Here is a 16,890-nt window from a genome sequence, read left to right on the forward strand (position 1 = left end):
TCCCGGCCGGGTCGGCGGCTCCGCCCGGGGACTACCGGGCGACAGCGGGGGTGGGGAGGACGAGTGCCGTCGCGGTCGCGGCGACCCCCTCGCCCCGGCCGGTGAAGCCCAGCGCGTCCGAGGTGGTGGCGGCGACGCTGACCGGTGCGCCGAGCAGCTCCGAGAGCAGCCTCTGCGCCTCGTCGCGCCGCGGCGAGAACTTCGGGCGGTTGCCGATGAGCTGCACCGAGACGTTGCCGACGGCGAAGCCGGCGGCCTCCACCAGCTCGCGGGTCGCGCGGAGGAAGACCTCGCCGTGGGCGTCCGAAAAGCGCGGGTCGGCCGTGCCGAAGCGGGAGCCGATGTCGCCGAGACCCGCCGCCGCCAGGAGCGCGTCGCAGATCGCGTGGGCGACCGGGTCGCCGTCGCTGTGCCCGGACAGGCCCCGCTCCCCCGGCCAGTGGAGCCCGGCGAGCCAGAGCGGCGACGCGTCGTCGAACGCGTGCACGTCCGTGCCGATGCCGACGCGCGGCACGACGACGACGGGCGGCGGTGCGAGAACCTGCTCGGCGCGGGCCAGGTCCCAGGGGGTGGTGATCTTGAAGGCGAGCGGGTCGCCGGCGACGACGATCGAGGGACCGCCGCGCGAGGCGAGGAGCGCCGCGTCGTCGGTGAAGTCCTCCTCCGCCGAGGCGTAGGCCTCGTCGAGGAGCGAGCGCGGGAAGCCCTGCGGCGTCTGCACCGCGGCGAGCTCGGAGCGGTCGACCGTGCCGAGGATCCCGCCGTCGGCGCGGATGCGCTTGATCGTGTCGGTGACCGGCAGACCCGGGATCACTCCACCGCGCGTCTCCCGGACCGCCGCGATCACCCGCTCGAACTGGTCGACGGGCGTGAGGGCGCGGGCGGCGTCGTGCACGAGCACCGTCTCGACGGCCGGGCCGAGCGCCCGGAGCCCCCGAGCGACCGACTCCTGGCGGCTGGCGCCTCCGGCGACGACGCTGACGGAGCCGTCCGGGGCGCCGGCGGCGTGCGCGAGAGCGGCCGTCTCCTCGAGGAGGGCGGCGGGAGCCACGACGACGATCTGGACCGGCTCCGCGAGCAGCAGCACCGTGCGCAGGCTGCGCTCGAGGATCGTCCGCCCCGCGCAGTCGACGTAGGCCTTGGGGCGCTCGCGGCCGAGCCTCGTGCCGCTGCCGGCGGCGACGACGACGACGGCCGCGGTCGGCGCGCCGGCCGGACCGTTCAGGATGCGAGGACCTCGTCGAGGAGCACGGAGGCGGCGTCCTCGTCGGTCTTCTCGGCCAGGGCGAGCTCGGAGACGAGGATCTGGCGGGCCTTGGCGAGCATGCTCTTCTCCCCCGCCGAGAGGCCGCGGTCGCGGTCGCGGCGGGTGAGGTCGCGGACGACCTCGGAGACCTTGACGACGTCGCCGGACCCGAGCTTCTCGAGGTTGGCCTTGTAGCGGCGCGACCAGTTGGTCGGCTCCTCGACGACCTCGGCGCGCAGGACCTCGAACACGCGCTCGACGCCATCGCGGCCGATGACGTCGCGGACGCCGACCAGGTCGACGTTGTCGGCGGGCACCTCGATGACGAGGTCGCCCTGCGCGACGCGGAGCTTCAGGTACGTCTTCTCCTGGCCCTTGATCGTCCGGGTCTTCACCTCGGCGATCGTGGCGGCTCCGTGATGGGGGTAGACGACCGTCTCTCCGACCTCGAACTGCATGCGACGTCCTTTCAGCGGCGGAAAGATTACCATGCGCGCCGAGCGGGACGGGAGTCCGGGCGGGCGGAGCCGCGGTGCTCGCTACGCTAGCCTGGTGTCGGCTCGTGCACAGTGAAGTCGCCCTGTCCGGGGCGAGCGGGGCCGACGATCTGGAGGTTCCTGTGAAGGCGCGTATCGCTGCATCCGTCGTTCTCGCGGTCGGCGTCGCCCTCGCTACCGCCGGCTGCAACCTCGTCGCCCCGCAGGCGACGCGCAAGATCTACGACCCGAGCGACGGAGTCGGCGCGACGATCGGCGATCTCGCCATCCGCAACGCGATGATCGTCTCGGACGACGGCGAGGCCGGCACCCTGATCGTGACGCTCGTGAACTTCACCGATGAGGCGCTGAGCGTCGAGGTGCAGTACGAGGGCTCCGCGGGCCGCACCAGCGACACCGTCGACGCCGTCCCCGGCCGCACCGAGGTCCGCCCCGACAGCACCGAGGCCGTCCAGATGGACGACATCGACACCATTCCCGGCGGCCTGCTCCCCGTCTACTTCCAGTACGGCTCCGAGCAGGGCAAGGAGCTCCTCGTCCCCGTCCTGACGAACGCCCTCGAGGCCTACTCGACGCTGACCCCCGCGCCCTCCGCGACGCCGACCGTCACCCCGACGGCCGACCCCGCCCGGACCGCGCTCCCCACTCCCACCGCCGAGCCCGGCGTCGACGCTCCCACCGCGGAGTAGCCCCCTCCGCCCTCGAGGGCCGTCCACCCCGGTGGGCGGCCCTTCGTCGTCCCCGCAGGTCACGATCCGCCGACTCCGTCGGCCACTCGACCACCATTCGCGCGACGTCCGGCTGCGCGCGTCTCGATACACCGACTCCGCCGACCACTCGAGCACCACGCCCTGAGCGACGCCCCCGCCCGGCTCGTCGCGCAGCGACGGCCTCGTCCCCCACCCCTCCAGTACAGGGTTGATCGCGGGTCCTGGCGGGGTGAGCTGCAAGGCGGAGGAGGGCGCGATACCAGCGGTATCGCAACCGACGACAACGCCGCAGATCGCCCCGCCAGGGCCCGCGATCAAGCGTCGAAGCGGTAGCCGAGGCCGCGGACAGTAACCAGGAGCACCGGCTCCTTCGGCGTCTTCTCGATCTTGGAGCGGATGCGCTTGACGTGGACGTCGAGGGTCTTCGTGTCGCCGAAGTAGTCGCTGCCCCAGACGCGGTCGATGAGCTGGCCGCGGGTGAGGACGCGGCCCGCGTTGCGGAGGAGCATCTCGAGGAGCTCGAACTCCTTGAGGGGCATCGGGGTCTCGACGCCGTCGACTTCGACCGTGTGGCGTTCGATGTCCATGCGGACGGGGCCGGCGACGACGATCCGCTCCTCGCCGGGCTCCTCGGTGCGGCGTCGGAGGACGGCGCGGATGCGGGCGAGCAGTTCGCGGGTGGAGTAGGGCTTGGTGACGTAGTCGTCCGCGCCGAGCTCCAGGCCGACGACGATGTCCACTTCGGAGTCCTTGGCGGTGACCATGATGATCGGGACGGAGGAGCGGGTGCGGATCTCGCGGCAGACCTCGGTGCCGGGCATGCCGGGCAGCATGAGGTCGAGGAGGATCAGGTCGTAGTCGCCCTCGTCGAAGGCGGCGACGGCGCGGTTGCCGTCCTCGGCGACGGTGACGTCGTAGCCCTCGCGTTCGAGCAGGTAGCTGAGGGGCTCGCTGAGGGCGCTCTCGTCCTCGACGAGCAGGATGCTGGTCACGCGTGTTCTCCTATCGGGGCGGTCGCCGCGAAGGGCGTCCGGGCGGGGTCGGCTTCGGGGAGCCGGATGGTGAAGGTGGAGCCGCGGCCGGGCTTGGACCAGACGCGGACGTCGCCGCCGTGGTTCTGCACGGCGTGCTTGACGATGCTGAGGCCGAGGCCGGTGCCGCCGGTGTGGCGGGAGCGGGCCTGGTCGACGCGGTAGAAGCGCTCGAACACCCGGTCGAGGTCCTCCTCCGGGATGCCGATGCCCTGGTCGGTGACGGCGATCTCGACGACTCCGCCGGTGGAGCGGACGCCGATGCCCACGCGGGAGCCGGCGGGCGAGTACTGGATGGCGTTGGCGAGGAGGTTGTGCAGCGCCGAGACGAGCATCTTCTCCTGCCCCACGACGTAGGCCTTCTTCATCCCGCCCTTGACCAGGGTGACGTCGTGCGACTCCGCCATGACGTGGGTGGTCTCGAGCGCCGCCGTGACGACGTCGTCGACGCGGATGATCTCGGCGGAGCCGGCGACGTCGGCGGCCTGGAGGCGGGAGAGCTCGATGATCTCGCGCGTGATCTTCGCGAGGCGGTGCGACTCCTGGGTCAGCCGGTGCGCGAAGCGGCGCACCTGCTGGGGGTCGTCGGCGGCGGAGTCGAGGGCCTCGGCGAGCAGGCCGACGGCGCCGATCGGGGTCTTCAGCTCGTGGGAGATGTTGGCGACGAAGTCCCGGCGGACGGCCTCGAGCCGGCGCGCCTCGGTGTGGTCCTCGGCGATGACGAGGACGTAGCGGGAGCCCAGGCGGGTCGCGTGGACGACGAGCGTCACGGCGGCGTCGGAGAGCGGGCTGGTCGCGAGCTCGAGGTCCTGGACGATGTCGTCGCCGAAGCGGCGGACGCGGTCGACGATGGCGGCGAGGTCGGGGTGGAGCAGCGTGTCCTGCGAGACCAGGCCGAGCGCGACGGCGCGGGTGGACGCCTTCAGCACGTTGTGCGACGGGTCGGTCACGAAGGCGGGCGAGCCGACGGCGTCGATGATCGCCTCGATCCCCTCGGGGAGCCCGACCGAGATCACGTCCTGCGCGATGCGGCCCTGGCGGGCGGCGAGCGTGAGCACGGTCGTCAGAAGGATCCCGATCGCGACACCGAGAACGAGCGACAGAACCACGATCAAGCCCGAATCCACGGACCCAGGCTAACCATCCACCGGGCGTCCCCCTACCGGACGCCCGTCGATCCTCCGGGGGTCGAGTACTGTTCAAACGCCCGGCACCGTCCGTTAACCTGCCGTGGTCATCATGACTGCGCCTGCGCCCACGGAGTGCAGTCGCAGCGGCGTGCGAGGTGCTCGCCGCAGATCCGGCGCCGTCGTCCGCGCGCGCCGTAGAGAGGGTCGAACACAGATGCGCGAAGTTTTCCAGCAGGAGCTGGCCGAGGTCCAGGAACGACTCGTCGAGATCTCCGGACTCGTCGAGATCGCCATCGAGAAGGCGACCCAGGCGTTCAACCACTCCGACGTCACCCTCGCGGAGGAGGTCATCGCGAGCGACGCGCGCATCGACGAGCTGGCCATCAGCCTCGACGAGCTCGCGATCGACATCCTCGCCCGGCAGAACCCGGTCGCCCGCGACCTGCGGATCGTCGTCTCGGCGCTGCGCATCAGCGCGTCGCTCGAGCGGATGGGCGACATCGCCGAGCACATCGCCCAGCTCTCGCGCTACCGCTTCCCCGACAAAGTGGTCCCCAAGAGCCTGCGTCCGACGTTCGTCGAGATGGGCCGCCTCGACGTGGTCGTCGCGCACAAGCTGACCGACCTGCTCCGCTCGCAGGACCCGCGCATCGCCGAGGAGATCCGCGACGAGGACGACAAGATCGACGAGCTGCACGTCAGCGTCTTCGACAAGGTGCTCAGCGAGGCGTGGAAGGGCCAGGCCGCCGACACCGTCGACGCGACCCTCGCCAGCCGCTACCACGAGCGCTTCGCCGACCACGCCGTGTCGATCGCCAAGAAGGTCCAGTACCTGATCTCGGGCGACTACTCCTAGTCGACACCGCGGGCTCCGGCCCGTCTCACCGTCCGGCCCGCAGGAACGATCGTCTCCTGCGGGCCGGACGTGTCCGTGCCGTCCCCGTCGGAGCTGCGGACGGGAACGGCCCGCCGGAGTCGAGGACTCGGGCGGGCCGTTCGCGCGTGCGGGGCGGTGCTACTTCTTGGCGCCCTGGGCGGCGACGGCGGCGGCACCGGCGGCCGCGGCCTCGGGGTCGAGGTAGCGCGCCTCCTCGATGGGCTCGAAGTCCTCGTTCAGCTCGTAGACGAGCGGGATCCCGGTCGGGATGTTGAGCTCCGCGATGTCCGAGTCCGAGATGCCGTCGAGCGTCTTCACCAGCGCGCGGAGGGAGTTGCCGTGCGCGGTGATCATGACGGTCTTGCCCGAGGCGAGGTCCGGCTTGATGTCGGACTCCCAGTACGGAAGCATCCGCTCGATGACGAGCTTCAGCGACTCGGTGCGGGGCAGGGCGTCGCCGAGGTCGGCGTAGCGCTCGTCGTGCGCCTGCGAGTACTGGTCGTCGTCGTCGAGCGGGGGCGGCGGCACGTCGAAGGAGCGGCGCCAGGTCTGGAACTGCTCGGGGCCGTACTCGGCGAGGGTCTGCGCCTTGTCCTTGCCCTGCAGGGCGCCGTAGTGGCGCTCGTTGAGGCGCCAGGAGCGCTTGACGTCGATCCACAGGCGGTCGGCGACCTCGAGGGCGATGTTGGCGGTCTGGATCGCACGGGTCTGGCGCGACGTGTAGACGATGTCGGGGTGCAGGCCCGCCTCGGTCAGCAGCTCGCCGGCGCGGGTGGCCTCCGCGACTCCCTGCTCGGTCAGGCGCACGTCGACCCAGCCGGTGAAGAGGTTCTTCTGGTTCCACTCGCTGTTGCCGTGGCGCACGAGGATGAGGGTGTAGGTCTCGGACATGCGTCCAGCTTAGAGGCGGCCCCCTCGCCCGCGGATACGCTGGAGAGCATGCCCATCGGAGCCGTCACCCGCGGAACGACGGGCACGAACCGCCTCCGCCGGGTCGACCGCCGGCTCGCCGAGCTGCCCGTCCTGCGCAGCACCGCCTCCCCGCTCGTCGTCGATCTCGGCTTCGGGGCGAGCGCGGTCACCACGCTCGAGCTGCACCGCCGGCTCATCCGGGCCGCGCCCGACGTCGAGGTGCTCGGCCTCGAGATCGAGCCCGCCCGGGTCGACACCGCTCGACGCCAGCTCGCCCGGGTGAGGGAGGGCGGCACGCCGTTCCCCGCGGACGCGCGCGTGCGCTTCGAGCGCGGCGGCTTCGAGGTTCCCCTGCCCGCAGGGCGGCGGGCGGGCGTCATCCGCGCCTTCAACGTGCTCCGCCAGTACGACGAGGACGCGGTGGAGGGAGCCTGGGCGACGATGACGGACCGCCTGCAGCCCGACGGCGTCCTGGTCGAGGGCACCTGCGACGAGATCGGCCGCATCTGCACCTGGATCGAGGTCGGCCGGGAGGGCCCGCGCTCGCTGACCCTCTCGCTCCGGCTCGCGGCGATCCCCTCGCCGATGACGGCGGCCGAGCGCCTGCCGAAGGCCCTCATCCACCGCAACGTACCCGGCGAGGGCGTGCACGCCTTCCTCGCCGCCCTCGAGCGGGCGTGGACGCTGAACGCCCCTCTCGCCGTCTACAGTCCGGGTCAGCGCTGGATCGCGGCGGTCCGGGACCTCCGGCCGGAGTGGCCGGTCCTCGGCGGGCCGCGGCGCTGGCGCCTGGGCGAGGTGACGGTCGCGTGGGAGGCGGTCGCCCCCTCCTCCTGAGCGCCGGGCCTGAGCGCCGGGCCTGAGCACCGGACCTCCTGAGCCCTAGGCGAGCGGGGGCAGAGCGGCCCGAGCCTCGGCGGGAGCGGCGCCGGTCGCCGTGAGCAGGTCGACGACGAGCGGGCGGAGCAGGACGAGCACCGTCTTCTCGGCGAGGCGCGCCTCCGGGATCAGCCGCTGGGGGTCGAGCGTGGTCGCGAGCAGCACGAGGTCCTGACGCGCCAGGGCGAGCACCGACGGATCGGCGACCGCGCGGCCGAGCAGCGCGATGCCCGGGCCGAGGGCGGCGACCGCTCCGGCGAGCGCCGGCCGCGGGGCGCCGTCCCCGACGAGGAAGTCGGTGCGGCGCGCGACGATGCGCAGATTACGGGTCGCGAGGTCCAGCGCGGACAGCATCACGGCCTGGCGGGAGAGCTCGCCGCGGTGCCGGCGGACGAACGGCGAGATCCGGGCGACGCCGGTAGCGGAGTCGAGCGCCGCGGTCCAGCCGTCGATGACCGGCTGCGTCCCGCGGATCCGCTCGAGGGCCGCGGTGGACGCCGAGGAGTCGCCCCGGCGGAGCGCCTCGGCCAGCTCCTCCACGGTCCGGCTGAGCGCGGTGAGGAGCCGGTGCGCCTCGGCCCGCGCTGTGCGCAGCGGCGGGCGGGGCACGATCGCCGTGCAGAGCAGCGCCGCGAGCCCGCCGATCAGGCCGTCGACGCTCCGGGTGAAGACGCCTCCGTCCGGCGCAGGGAGGACCATCACCAGCATCGCCTGGGTCCCGGCGGCCACGGCGAACCCCGGCGAGGGCGAGAGGGCCCGGCCGAGCGTGAAGACGATCGCGAGGACGACGGCGAGCTGCCAGACGCCGCTCCCCCACAGCAGGAGCAGGACCTCGCTGGCCGTGATTCCGATGAGCATCCCCGTCGCTGTCTCGGCCACCTGCTTGGGACGGGTGTCGCGCGCGATGCCGAGGCTCGAGATCGTGGCCGTCAGCGCCAGCACCGGCGCGGGGTGCCCGAGGAGGAAGTGCGCGACGGAGTAGGCGAGGGTCGCCGCGAGCACGATCTGCAGCACTGCGGGGAGCGACGCCCCCGCGCGGGCGAGGGCGCGCGCGGGACTCAGCTCGGGGGCCCGGACGAGACCGCGCAGCCGCTCGGCCGCCCGGCCCCGCTCGGCGGGACGTGCGGCCACCACGGCGTGGCCTACCTGGTCGTCGCCCCGAGGCGGGGCAGGCGGGGCACTCCCGCCTCCGCTCCGGCTCCGGGCGGGACCACGACCTCCTGGGCCGCGGCCACGCGCGAGTCGCCGGCCAGCACGGTCAGCTCGAGGTCCACCGGGACGCTCCGCTTGACGACCGCGAGGGCGACCGGTCCGTCCTCGTAGTGCCAGGCGCTGGAGGTGACCGTGCCGACCTCGACCGGCTCGCCGCCCTTGAGCGCCGTGACGACGTCGCCGTGGGCGGGGAGGACCGAGTCGGAGCCGTCGAGCTGCAGCAGGACCAGGCGCCGCGGCGGGTGCCCGAGGTTGTGCACCTTCGCCACCGTCTCCTGGCCCCGGTAGCAGCCCTTGGCGAGATGCACGCTCGAGCGGAGGAGGTCGAGCTCGTGCGGGATGGACCGCTCGTCGACCTCGGTCGCGTGGCGCGGGCGCCAGGCGGCGATGCGCAGCGCCTCGAGGGCGTCGACCCCGGCGAGGGCCACTCCCCTCCCGACTGCCGTCTCCGCGAGGGCCTCGAGGGCCGCTCGCGGGACCAGGACCTCGCGGAGCTCCCAGGCGGCCCCGGGGTGCTCTGTGGTCAGCGCGTACTGCCAGCCGCCCGGCTGGACCTGCGACCACGGGTCGCTCCAGACGACGGGCTCCTCGGCCAGGGACAGGGCGAGCGTCAGGGCCGGCCCGTCGCCGAGGGCGGCGAAGGTGGCGAAGTCGTCGGTGCGGTCGGCGACCACGACGCGGAGCATGAAGCGCATCCGATCGAGCCAGGCGGCCAGGCCGGCCGTCTCGTCGCGGTCGAGCAGGAGCCAGGCGGTCTCGCCGTCGTCGACGAGGCGGATGACGTGCTCGATCCGGCCGGTCGGGTCGAGCAGGAGCGTCTCGGCGGACGCGCCGGGAGCGAGGCGCGAGACGGCCTGGCTGGTGAGCGAGTCGATCCAGGTGAGGCGGTCCGGCCCCGTGACGGTCACGACGCCGCGGCCGGAGAGGTCGACGAGCGCGGTGCCCGCGGCGAGAGCGCGCTGCTCGCGGAAGGGCTCGCCGTAGTGGGCGGCGACGCCGGGCTCGGCGGCGCTCGTCGTCGCGACGGCGCCCGGGGCGGCCAGGAGCGGGGAGGGCGCGTCAGTCGACACGGGCGAGCCGTCCGGAGGAGTGGGTCCGCAGGCCCTGGCCGAGCGCGGCGATGTCCCACGCCCAGAGCAGGTGGTCGTCGACCAGGCCGTAGAGGCGCGTGGCGGCGGCGTAGTCCTTCGCCGCGGCGGTGCGCATCACCGCGTCGGTCGCGAGGTCGATCCGCGGCCCCTTGACCTGACCGAGGTAGAGCTCGCTGACCCCGTCCGGGTGCACGAGCGAGACCTCGATGTCGAACCCGCCGGCGGCGTTGCGCAGAGTCTCGACGGACTCCGCGTCGGGGAAGGCGGGTGCGCCGCGGCCGGGCAGCATTCCCGGGCCGGCGTCGGAGTCGGTCAGCGCGCGGCTGAGGCGCCAGTAGCCCGTCTCGGTGACCAGGGGCCGGGGCGCCTCCTCGGCGCCCTCCTCGATCAGCCACGTGTAGGAGTTGTAGTTGAGGTACGGGAGGCCGTCGTAGCTGAAGCTGATGCGATGGCCGAACTCGGCCTGGACGGAGTCGTCGCCGATCGTGTAGTCGATGACGCCCGAGCCCTCCCAGACGCCGAGCAGCCAGGACAGGGGGACGAGCTCGGGCGGCAGGCCCGACGGAAGCGAGATCACTCGGGCTCCGGCGGCGGCTAGCGCTGGCCGCGGTAGAGCTTGTAGACGACCACGCCGGACACCCACGCGATGGCGAGGGAGGCGAGCCCGAGCAGACCGAGGTAGAAGAGTTCCAGGGCGAGAAGCATGCGCTCATCCTACCCGCCGCCTCCGACGCAGGGGCGGGGCGGACGCGGCCTCTCAGGCGGTGCGGATCCGGGCGCTCGGGACGGGAGGGCGCGACCGCTCAGGCGGGGAGGAGGAGGGCGATCCCGCTCGCGACCGCGACCACGGCCATCGCCCCGACGATGCTCGTCATCGCGCGGAGGAGGTACCCCTCGGCGCGGGCCACGGCGAGCTGCACCGCGAAGGTCGCGAGCACGCATCCGCCGAACGTCAGCGCGAGCCAGAGCTGCTGGGACTCCGGAGCGGCGATCGCCAGAGTCAGCACGGAGCCCGCGAGTGCGAGCGCCCAGACGACTCCGATGCCCACCCGATCCCTGCCCATCCGACAATTGTGCCCCAGGCGGACGCCCCTCCCGGCCCGCCGCTAGTATTGCGGGCAGACCAGTTCTGGAGGATCCGTGGCGCAGTTGTTGATACTGACCTCGGCGGGAGGCGCCGAGGTGCTCCCCGCACTGGGGCTCCTCAGCCACCGGACCCGGCAGATCCCCGCGGAGCCCGCCCAGCTCGTGAACGCCCCGAGCTGCGATCTGATCCTGGTCGATGCGCGGCAGGACCTCGCCAGCGCCAAGTCGCTCTGCAAGATCCTCACGACCACGGGGATAAACGTCCCCCTCATCCTGATCCTCACGGAGGGCGGGCTCACGGCCGTCTCGGCCGACTGGGGCGTCAACGACGTCATTCTCGACTCGGCCGGCCCCGCCGAGGTCGACGCCCGCATCCGCCTGGTGATCGGCCGGCTGGCGCAGGAGCAGTCGACCTCGCGCATCCAGGCCTCGGGCGTCGTGATCGACGAGGCAAGCTACTCCGCCAAGGTGCACGGGCGCCCGCTCGACCTCACCTTCAAGGAGTTCGAGCTCCTCCGCTTCTTCGCCACGCACCCCTCGCGCGTCTTCACCCGCGAGCAGCTGCTGAGCGAGGTGTGGGGCTACGACTACTTCGGCGGCACCCGCACGGTCGACGTGCACGTGCGGCGCCTCCGCGCGAAGCTCGGCGACCTGGAGTCGCTGATCGGCACGGTCCGCAACGTCGGATATCGCTTCAACGTGTACGAAGAGGACAATGAGCGAGTCGCTCAACCTGTCCGTTGAGGATCTGGCCGATCCCGCGGTGGCGGCCGGCCTCGAGCACCTGATCGGGCGCGCCGCCTGGTTCGACCACCAGCCCCCCTTCAGCGACCAGACGCTCGTCGACGCCCGGGCCGGCTCGCGCACCCTCCTCGTGGGGCTGCGCGCCGACGTGGTCGTGGCGGCGGCGATCCTCGGGCAGGGCGAGCTGGAGTTCGTCGTCGATCCGGAGTGGCGCGGGGTCGGCTTCGGCACCGCGACCCTGGAGCAGGTCCTCGCGAGCGGCCGGACGGGCCTGCTCGCCTGGGCGCACGGCGACCACCCCGCCGCCCGGGCCCTCGCGGCCTCCCACGGCTTCGCACCGGTTCGCACCCTCCTGCACCTCGAGCTCGAGCCGCTCGCCGCCCCCGAGGTCCGCGTCCCCGAGGGCGTCGTCCTCTCGGACGCCCGCGACCTCGCTCCGGCCGAGTGGATCGCCCTGAACGCGCGGATCTTCGCCGCGCACCCCGAGCAGGGGCGGATGACGGAGGAGGACCTGGCGGCCCGCCGCGCCGAGCCGTGGTTCGACGAGGGCGACTTCCTCCTGCTCCGCGACGTCGACGGCACGCTCCTCGGATACGACTGGCTCAAGATCGAGCCCGGATCGACGACCGGCGAGATCTACGTCCTCGGGGTCGCCCCCGAGGCGGCCGGACGGGGACTCGGCCGCACCCTGCTGAACGCCGGGCTCGCGCGGATGCTCGAGCGCGGCTGCACCACAGCCGACCTCTACGTCGAGGCCGAGAACCGGTCGGCGGTGGCGCTCTACCGCTCGCTCGGGTTCACGGACGCCTCCGTCGACGTGCAGTACCTGCAGCGCGCCGCGCCGCTGCGCTGAGCCGGCGCTCCTCCACAGGGCCTCCCCCGGCCCCGTTCATCCGGCATTCACGAGCGGCGGCGCGGAGCGGACGGACGCGGTGCCAGGATGGTCGCATGGACGGCGACAACCTGCTTCTCGAAGACGGTCTCAGCGATGACCTCGACGACGACTTCGACGACGAGGAGGAGCACTCGGACCCGCTCCTCCCCGACAACCGCTACCTCGACCGGGAGCTGAGCTGGCTCGCGTTCAACCAGCGCGTGCTCGAGCTCGCGGAGGATCCGCTGGTTCCGGCGCTCGAGCGGGCGAACTTCCTGGCGATCTTCTCGTCCAACCTCGACGAGTTCTTCATGGTCCGGGTCGCCGGCCTCAAGCGCCGCATCCTCACGGGGCTCGCCCTGCCGACGAACATCGGCCGCGTGCCGGTCGACGTGCTGACCGACATCTCGGAGAAGGCGCACCTGCTGCAGCAGCGCCACTCCCGAGCGTTCAAGGAGCTCGTCGAGCCCGCCCTGCGCGACGGCGGCATCGACCTCGTCCGCTGGGACGAGCTGAGCGACGCCGAGCGCACCGTGCTGGACGACTACTTCTCGGCCCAGGTGTTCCCGGTGCTGATGCCGCTCGCGGTCGACCCGGCGCACCCGTTCCCCTACATCTCCGGCCTCTCGCTCAACCTCTCGGTGCGGGTGCGGAACCCGAAGACGCAGAAGGTCGAGTTCGCGCGCCTCAAGGTGCCGCAGATGCTCCCCCGCTTCGTGCGGATCGCCGGTGTCGCGGCGCCGGGCGAGCCGATGCGGTTCATCTCGCTCGAGGACCTGATCGCCAACCAGCTGGACGACCTGTTCCCCGGCATGGAGATCCTCGACCACCACGTGTTCCGGGTGACGCGCAACGAGGACGTCGAGGTCGACGAGGACGAGACCGAGAACCTGATCAAGGCCCTCGAGAAGGAGCTGCTGCGCCGCCGGTTCGGCCCGCCCATCCGCCTCGAGGTCACCGACGACATGGACGACGAGACGCTGGGCCTGCTGGTCCGCGAGCTCGACATCACGACGCAGGAGGTCTACAAGCTCCCGGCCCCGCTCGACCTCAGCGGGCTCTTCAGCCTGCAGAAGATCGACCGCCCGGACCTGAAGTACCCCAATCACGTCCCGACGACGGCGGTGCAGCTCTCGCCCAGCGAGCCCAACCAGCGGCAGGACGTCTTCAAGGCCGTCTCCCGCGGCGACGTACTCCTGCACCACCCCTACGAGTCCTTCGCGACGAGCGTGCAGTCGTTCCTCGAGCAGGCGGCGGCCGATCCGGACGTGCTCGCGATCAAGCAGACGCTCTACCGCACCTCGGGCGACTCCCCCATCGTCGAGGCGCTCATCGACGCGGCCGAGTCGGGCAAGCAGGTGCTCGCCCTGGTCGAGATCAAGGCGCGCTTCGACGAGCAGGCGAACATCTCGTGGGCGCGCAAGCTCGAGAAGGCGGGCGTGCACGTGGTCTACGGGCTCGTCGGGCTGAAGACCCACTGCAAGCTCGCGCTCGTCATCCGCCAGGAGAAGGGCGGAGTGCTCCGCCACTACTCCCACATCGGCACCGGCAACTACAACCCGAAGACCTCGCGCATCTACGAGGACCTCGGACTCCTGACGGCCGACCCCGAGGTCGGCAAGGACCTCACGCGTCTGTTCAACGAGCTCTCGGGCTACGCGATCGAGAAGAAGTTCAAGCGCCTGCTCGTCGCGCCGCGCCACCTGCGGAAGGGCCTGCTCAAGCGGATCGCCGCCGAGACCGAGAACGCCCGCGCGGGGCGCCCCTCGGGCATCCGGATCAAGGTCAACTCGATCGTCGACGAGTCCGTGATCGACGCGCTCTACCGCGCCAGCCAGGCCGGCGTGCCGGTCGACGTGTGGGTGCGCGGCATCTGCGGGCTGAAGCCCGGCCAGGAGGGGCTCTCCGAGACCATTCGCGTGCGCTCGATCCTCGGCCGCTACCTCGAGCACTCCCGCATCTTCAGCTTCGTCAACGGCGGCGAGCCGGACGTCTTCATCGGCAGCGCCGACATGATGCACCGCAACCTCGACCGCCGCGTCGAGGCTCTGGTGCGGATCGTCGAGCCGGCGCACCTCAGCGAGATCGACGACATGTTCGAGCGGGCGATGGACGAGCGGACCGCCTCCTGGTGGCTCGGCCCGGACGGCGACTGGACGCGGCACCACCTCGATGAGGAGGGCGCTCCGCTCGCCGACCTGCAGAACCAGCTGATGCAGCACATCACCCATCGCAAGCGCGCGGCGACACGGTCCGCCAACCGGGCCTCCAGCCGCTGACGCCCGTGACGGGCACCGTCTACGCAGCAGGAGCGGTGTGCTGGCGGATCATCGAGGGCCGCCCACACATCCTCGTGATCCACCGGCCGCACCGCCGGGACGTCAGCCTGCCCAAGGGCAAGGTCGACGCGGGCGAGTCCCTCCCGGAGACCGCGGTCCGCGAGATCCGCGAGGAGACCGGGCTCTCGGTGGCGCTCGGGGTGCCGCTGGGGTGCACCGAGTACACGCTGCCGAGCGGGCGCCCGAAGGCCGTCTACTACTGGGCGGCGCAGGTGACCGAGAAGGCCGTCCTGGCGTCCGACTTCCTCCCGAACGACGAGGTCGAGGCGCTCGAGTGGGTGACGCTCAAGCGGGCCCGGAGCTACCTGACCTATCCGCACGACGTGACGATCGTCGACGAGTTCGCCCGGATCGCCGCACGCGGTGCGCTCGAGACCTTCGCGATCGTGGTCCTGCGGCACGCGAAGGCGGTGCCCGCCTCCTCCTGGGACGGCCGCGACTCCACCCGCCGCCTCACCGGGCGCGGCCGGGTCGAGGCCGCGGCCGCCGCTCAGGCCGTGGCCGCCTGGCGCCCGCGCCGCCTCGTCTCGAGCACCGCCAAGCGCTGCCGGTCGACCATCGCCCCGCTGTCCGGTCTGGTCAGGAAGCCGGTCAAGCTGCGCGACGACCTCAGCCAGGAGGCGCACGAGCAGGGCACCGCCGACGTCCGCGCCCTCGTCGGCAAGCGGGTCCGCGCCCGCCGCACCGCCGTCCTCTGCAGTCACCGGCCGGTGATCCCCGAGATCCTGCGCGAGATCGCCCTCGCCACGGCGACTCCTCTCGGCGCCTACCTCGACGAGGCGGCAGCGCTCCCGACCGGGGGCTTCGCCGTGGTGCACCTCTCCACAGGCCGCCCCGGCTCCGGCATCGTCGCGATCGAGACGCACACGCCGCTGGCCTGACCCGCCCGGGCCGCGCTGAGCGACCGGCTCGACGGGTCCGTCCGCACCGGGCCGGTCGCGCAGCCGGGACGCGCCCGACGCACCGCGCCTTCCCCGCCGCCCCGTCGCTCCGCAATCCCCGAGGCGGACCCGTTCACCGCGCGTTCACCGAGCGGTCGGTGCCAGGACACGACCCCTCCGTACTCTCGCTCGCGGGCTGCACCAGGCCCTGTTCTGTTTTCCACGAATTCCTACCCGAAAGGGATACTTGTGAGATTCTCGCGTCTCGGCCAGGCGGCCGTCGTCGCCGCCGTCGCAGCGATCACGCTGACCTCCTGCGCTGCCAACGAGGCACCGGCCGCAGGCGGCAGCTCCGGCTCCGCCACCACCTCCACGCTCTCCGGCACCATCACCGGGATCGGCTCGTCCGCTCAGGGCACCGCGCAGACCACCTGGGCCGCCGCGTTCCAGACCGCGAACCCCGAGGTCACGGTCAACTACGACCCGCAGGGCTCCGGCGCCGGCCGCACCAACTTCATCGACGGCGCCGCCGACTACGCCGGCTCCGACTCCGCGCTCAAGGACGAGGAGCTCGCGGGCACCTTCGCCGCCTGCGCCCCCGACACCAAGGCGATCGACCTCCCGGTCTACATCTCGCCGATCGCGGTCATCTTCAACGTGGAGGGCGTCGACGAGCTCAAGCTCGACGCGGCCACCATCGCGGGCATCTTCAAGGGCACCATCACCTCCTGGGACGCCCCGGAGATCAAGGCCCTGAACCCCGACGCGACCCTCCCGTCGGCGAACATCACCTCCGTGCACCGCTCGGACGACTCGGGCACCACGCAGAACTTCACCGACTACCTCGCGGCCACCGCGAGCGACGTCTGGGACGCTCCCGCCGCGCAGACCTTCCCGTACCAGAGCGGTGACGGCGCCAAGGGCACCTCGGGTGTCGTCGACGCGGTCAAGAACGGCACCAACACGATCGGCTACGCCGACGAGTCCGGCGCCCAGGGCATGGACATGGCCCAGCTGAAGGTCGGCGACGCGTTCTCGACCATCTCGGCCGACGGAGCCGCGGCGGTCGTCGCCGCCTCGCCCATCGCCGAGGGCCGCGAGGACAACGACCTCGCGATCAAGATCGACCGCACCGGCACCGAGGCGGACGCCTGGCCGATGGTCCTGGTCAGCTACCTCATCGTGTGCCAGGAGTACGCGGACGCCGACAAGGGCGAGGTCGTCAAGTCCTTCGCCTCCTACGTCGCGAGCGAGGAGGGCCAGGAGGCCGCCGCCGCTCAGGCCGGCTCCGCTCCCCTGAGCTCCGAGCTCGCCTCGACCGTCGCCACCGCGATCGAGTCGATCAAGTAGTCCCACCGGCAGGGCCCGTCTCGCAGCACGA

17 protein-coding genes are annotated in these 16,890 nt (G+C 72.3%); 8 read left to right on the forward strand and 9 right to left on the reverse strand.

The features are described 5' to 3' along the window. Positions 1 to 31: 31 nt before the first annotated feature. Both ispD and C5C53_RS04085 read right to left on the reverse strand, forming a co-directional pair. Entirely contained in the window at positions 32 to 1,228 is a 1,197-nt protein-coding gene (gene ispD, locus C5C53_RS04080) for a 2-C-methyl-D-erythritol 4-phosphate cytidylyltransferase (protein WP_181127708.1), read from the reverse strand. After that, the gene (locus C5C53_RS04085; RefSeq protein WP_104226484.1) at positions 1,222 to 1,704 is read right to left on the reverse strand and encodes a CarD family transcriptional regulator; all 483 of its coding nucleotides are present in this window, start codon (positions 1,702 to 1,704) and stop codon (positions 1,222 to 1,224) included. The genes ispD and C5C53_RS04085 overlap by 7 nt, the downstream gene beginning before the upstream one ends. Before the next feature lie 104 nt (positions 1,705 to 1,808). Here C5C53_RS04085 and C5C53_RS04090 point away from each other — a divergent pair, with 104 nt between their 5' ends. Further along, complete coding sequence (locus tag C5C53_RS04090) at positions 1,809 to 2,432, forward strand: hypothetical protein (RefSeq protein ID WP_146084636.1); 624 nt, start codon at positions 1,809 to 1,811, stop codon at positions 2,430 to 2,432. A gap of 335 nt (positions 2,433 to 2,767) precedes the next feature. Here the strand turns inward: C5C53_RS04090 and C5C53_RS04095 are convergent, their stop codons facing one another. Both C5C53_RS04095 and C5C53_RS04100 read right to left on the reverse strand, forming a co-directional pair. Next, complete coding sequence (locus C5C53_RS04095; protein ID WP_104227263.1) at positions 2,768 to 3,445, reverse strand: response regulator transcription factor; 678 nt, start codon at positions 3,443 to 3,445, stop codon at positions 2,768 to 2,770. Further along, on the reverse strand, positions 3,442 to 4,611 hold the full coding sequence (locus C5C53_RS04100) for a cell wall metabolism sensor histidine kinase WalK (protein WP_104224692.1): 1,170 nt from the start codon (positions 4,609 to 4,611) through the stop codon (positions 3,442 to 3,444). The genes C5C53_RS04095 and C5C53_RS04100 overlap by 4 nt, the downstream gene beginning before the upstream one ends. Positions 4,612 to 4,828: 217 nt before the next feature. On the opposite strand from C5C53_RS04100, the gene phoU reads away from it, so the two are divergent. Next, positions 4,829 to 5,470 (forward strand): phosphate signaling complex protein PhoU, encoded by a 642-nt coding sequence (phoU, locus tag C5C53_RS04105; protein WP_104224693.1) that lies wholly within the window; start codon positions 4,829 to 4,831, stop codon positions 5,468 to 5,470. Positions 5,471 to 5,629: 159 nt separating this feature from the next. Here phoU and C5C53_RS04110 read toward each other — a convergent pair whose 3' ends face one another. Next, complete coding sequence (locus C5C53_RS04110) at positions 5,630 to 6,382, reverse strand: phosphoglyceromutase (protein ID WP_104266890.1); 753 nt, start codon at positions 6,380 to 6,382, stop codon at positions 5,630 to 5,632. 48 nt (positions 6,383 to 6,430) lie between these two features. Between C5C53_RS04110 and C5C53_RS04115 the strand changes: the two genes are divergently transcribed. Continuing rightward, complete coding sequence (locus C5C53_RS04115) at positions 6,431 to 7,240, forward strand: class I SAM-dependent methyltransferase (RefSeq protein WP_104266891.1); 810 nt, start codon at positions 6,431 to 6,433, stop codon at positions 7,238 to 7,240. A gap of 45 nt (positions 7,241 to 7,285) precedes the next feature. Here the strand turns inward: C5C53_RS04115 and C5C53_RS04120 are convergent, their stop codons facing one another. The 4 genes from C5C53_RS04120 to C5C53_RS04135 form a co-directional block, all read right to left on the reverse strand. Continuing rightward, a complete protein-coding gene (locus C5C53_RS04120; protein ID WP_104233893.1) occupies positions 7,286 to 8,416 on the reverse strand; it encodes an aromatic acid exporter family protein in 1,131 nt (376 codons plus the stop codon). Positions 8,417 to 8,424: 8 nt separating this feature from the next. Next, positions 8,425 to 9,564, reverse strand: a complete 1,140-nt coding sequence (locus C5C53_RS04125) for a folate-binding protein YgfZ (protein ID WP_104266892.1) — start codon at positions 9,562 to 9,564, stop codon at positions 8,425 to 8,427. Further along, complete coding sequence (locus C5C53_RS04130; RefSeq protein WP_104224698.1) at positions 9,554 to 10,162, reverse strand: FABP family protein; 609 nt, start codon at positions 10,160 to 10,162, stop codon at positions 9,554 to 9,556. Before C5C53_RS04130 ends, C5C53_RS04125 begins: the two co-directional genes overlap by 11 nt. 226 nt (positions 10,163 to 10,388) lie before the next feature. Then, positions 10,389 to 10,649 (reverse strand): hypothetical protein, encoded by a 261-nt coding sequence (locus tag C5C53_RS04135; RefSeq protein WP_146084637.1) that lies wholly within the window; start codon positions 10,647 to 10,649, stop codon positions 10,389 to 10,391. Positions 10,650 to 10,725: 76 nt separating this feature from the next. On the opposite strand from C5C53_RS04135, the gene C5C53_RS04140 reads away from it, so the two are divergent. The 5 genes from C5C53_RS04140 to pstS all read left to right on the forward strand — a co-directional run bounded on the left by C5C53_RS04140 (position 10,726) and on the right by pstS (position 16,859). Then, positions 10,726 to 11,415: a winged helix-turn-helix domain-containing protein gene (locus C5C53_RS04140; protein ID WP_104224700.1), complete on the forward strand. Its 690-nt coding sequence runs from the start codon at positions 10,726 to 10,728 to the stop codon at positions 11,413 to 11,415. Then, the gene (gene mshD / locus C5C53_RS04145) at positions 11,387 to 12,268 is read left to right on the forward strand and encodes a mycothiol synthase (protein WP_104266894.1); all 882 of its coding nucleotides are present in this window, start codon (positions 11,387 to 11,389) and stop codon (positions 12,266 to 12,268) included. Before C5C53_RS04140 ends, mshD begins: the two co-directional genes overlap by 29 nt. 95 nt (positions 12,269 to 12,363) lie before the next feature. Further along, positions 12,364 to 14,568, forward strand: a complete 2,205-nt coding sequence (locus tag C5C53_RS04150) for an RNA degradosome polyphosphate kinase (RefSeq protein ID WP_104224702.1) — start codon at positions 12,364 to 12,366, stop codon at positions 14,566 to 14,568. A 5-nt stretch (positions 14,569 to 14,573) separates the two neighbouring features. After that, a complete protein-coding gene (locus tag C5C53_RS04155; RefSeq protein ID WP_104266895.1) occupies positions 14,574 to 15,509 on the forward strand; it encodes an NUDIX domain-containing protein in 936 nt (311 codons plus the stop codon). Positions 15,510 to 15,758: 249 nt separating this feature from the next. Further along, positions 15,759 to 16,859, forward strand: a complete 1,101-nt coding sequence (pstS, locus tag C5C53_RS04160; protein WP_104233897.1) for a phosphate ABC transporter substrate-binding protein PstS — start codon at positions 15,759 to 15,761, stop codon at positions 16,857 to 16,859. The last annotated feature ends 31 nt before the right edge of the window (positions 16,860 to 16,890 follow it).

This window comes from Rathayibacter sp. AY1E3, assembly GCF_002932235.1.
Taxonomy (GTDB): Bacteria; Actinomycetota; Actinomycetes; order Actinomycetales; family Microbacteriaceae; genus Rathayibacter.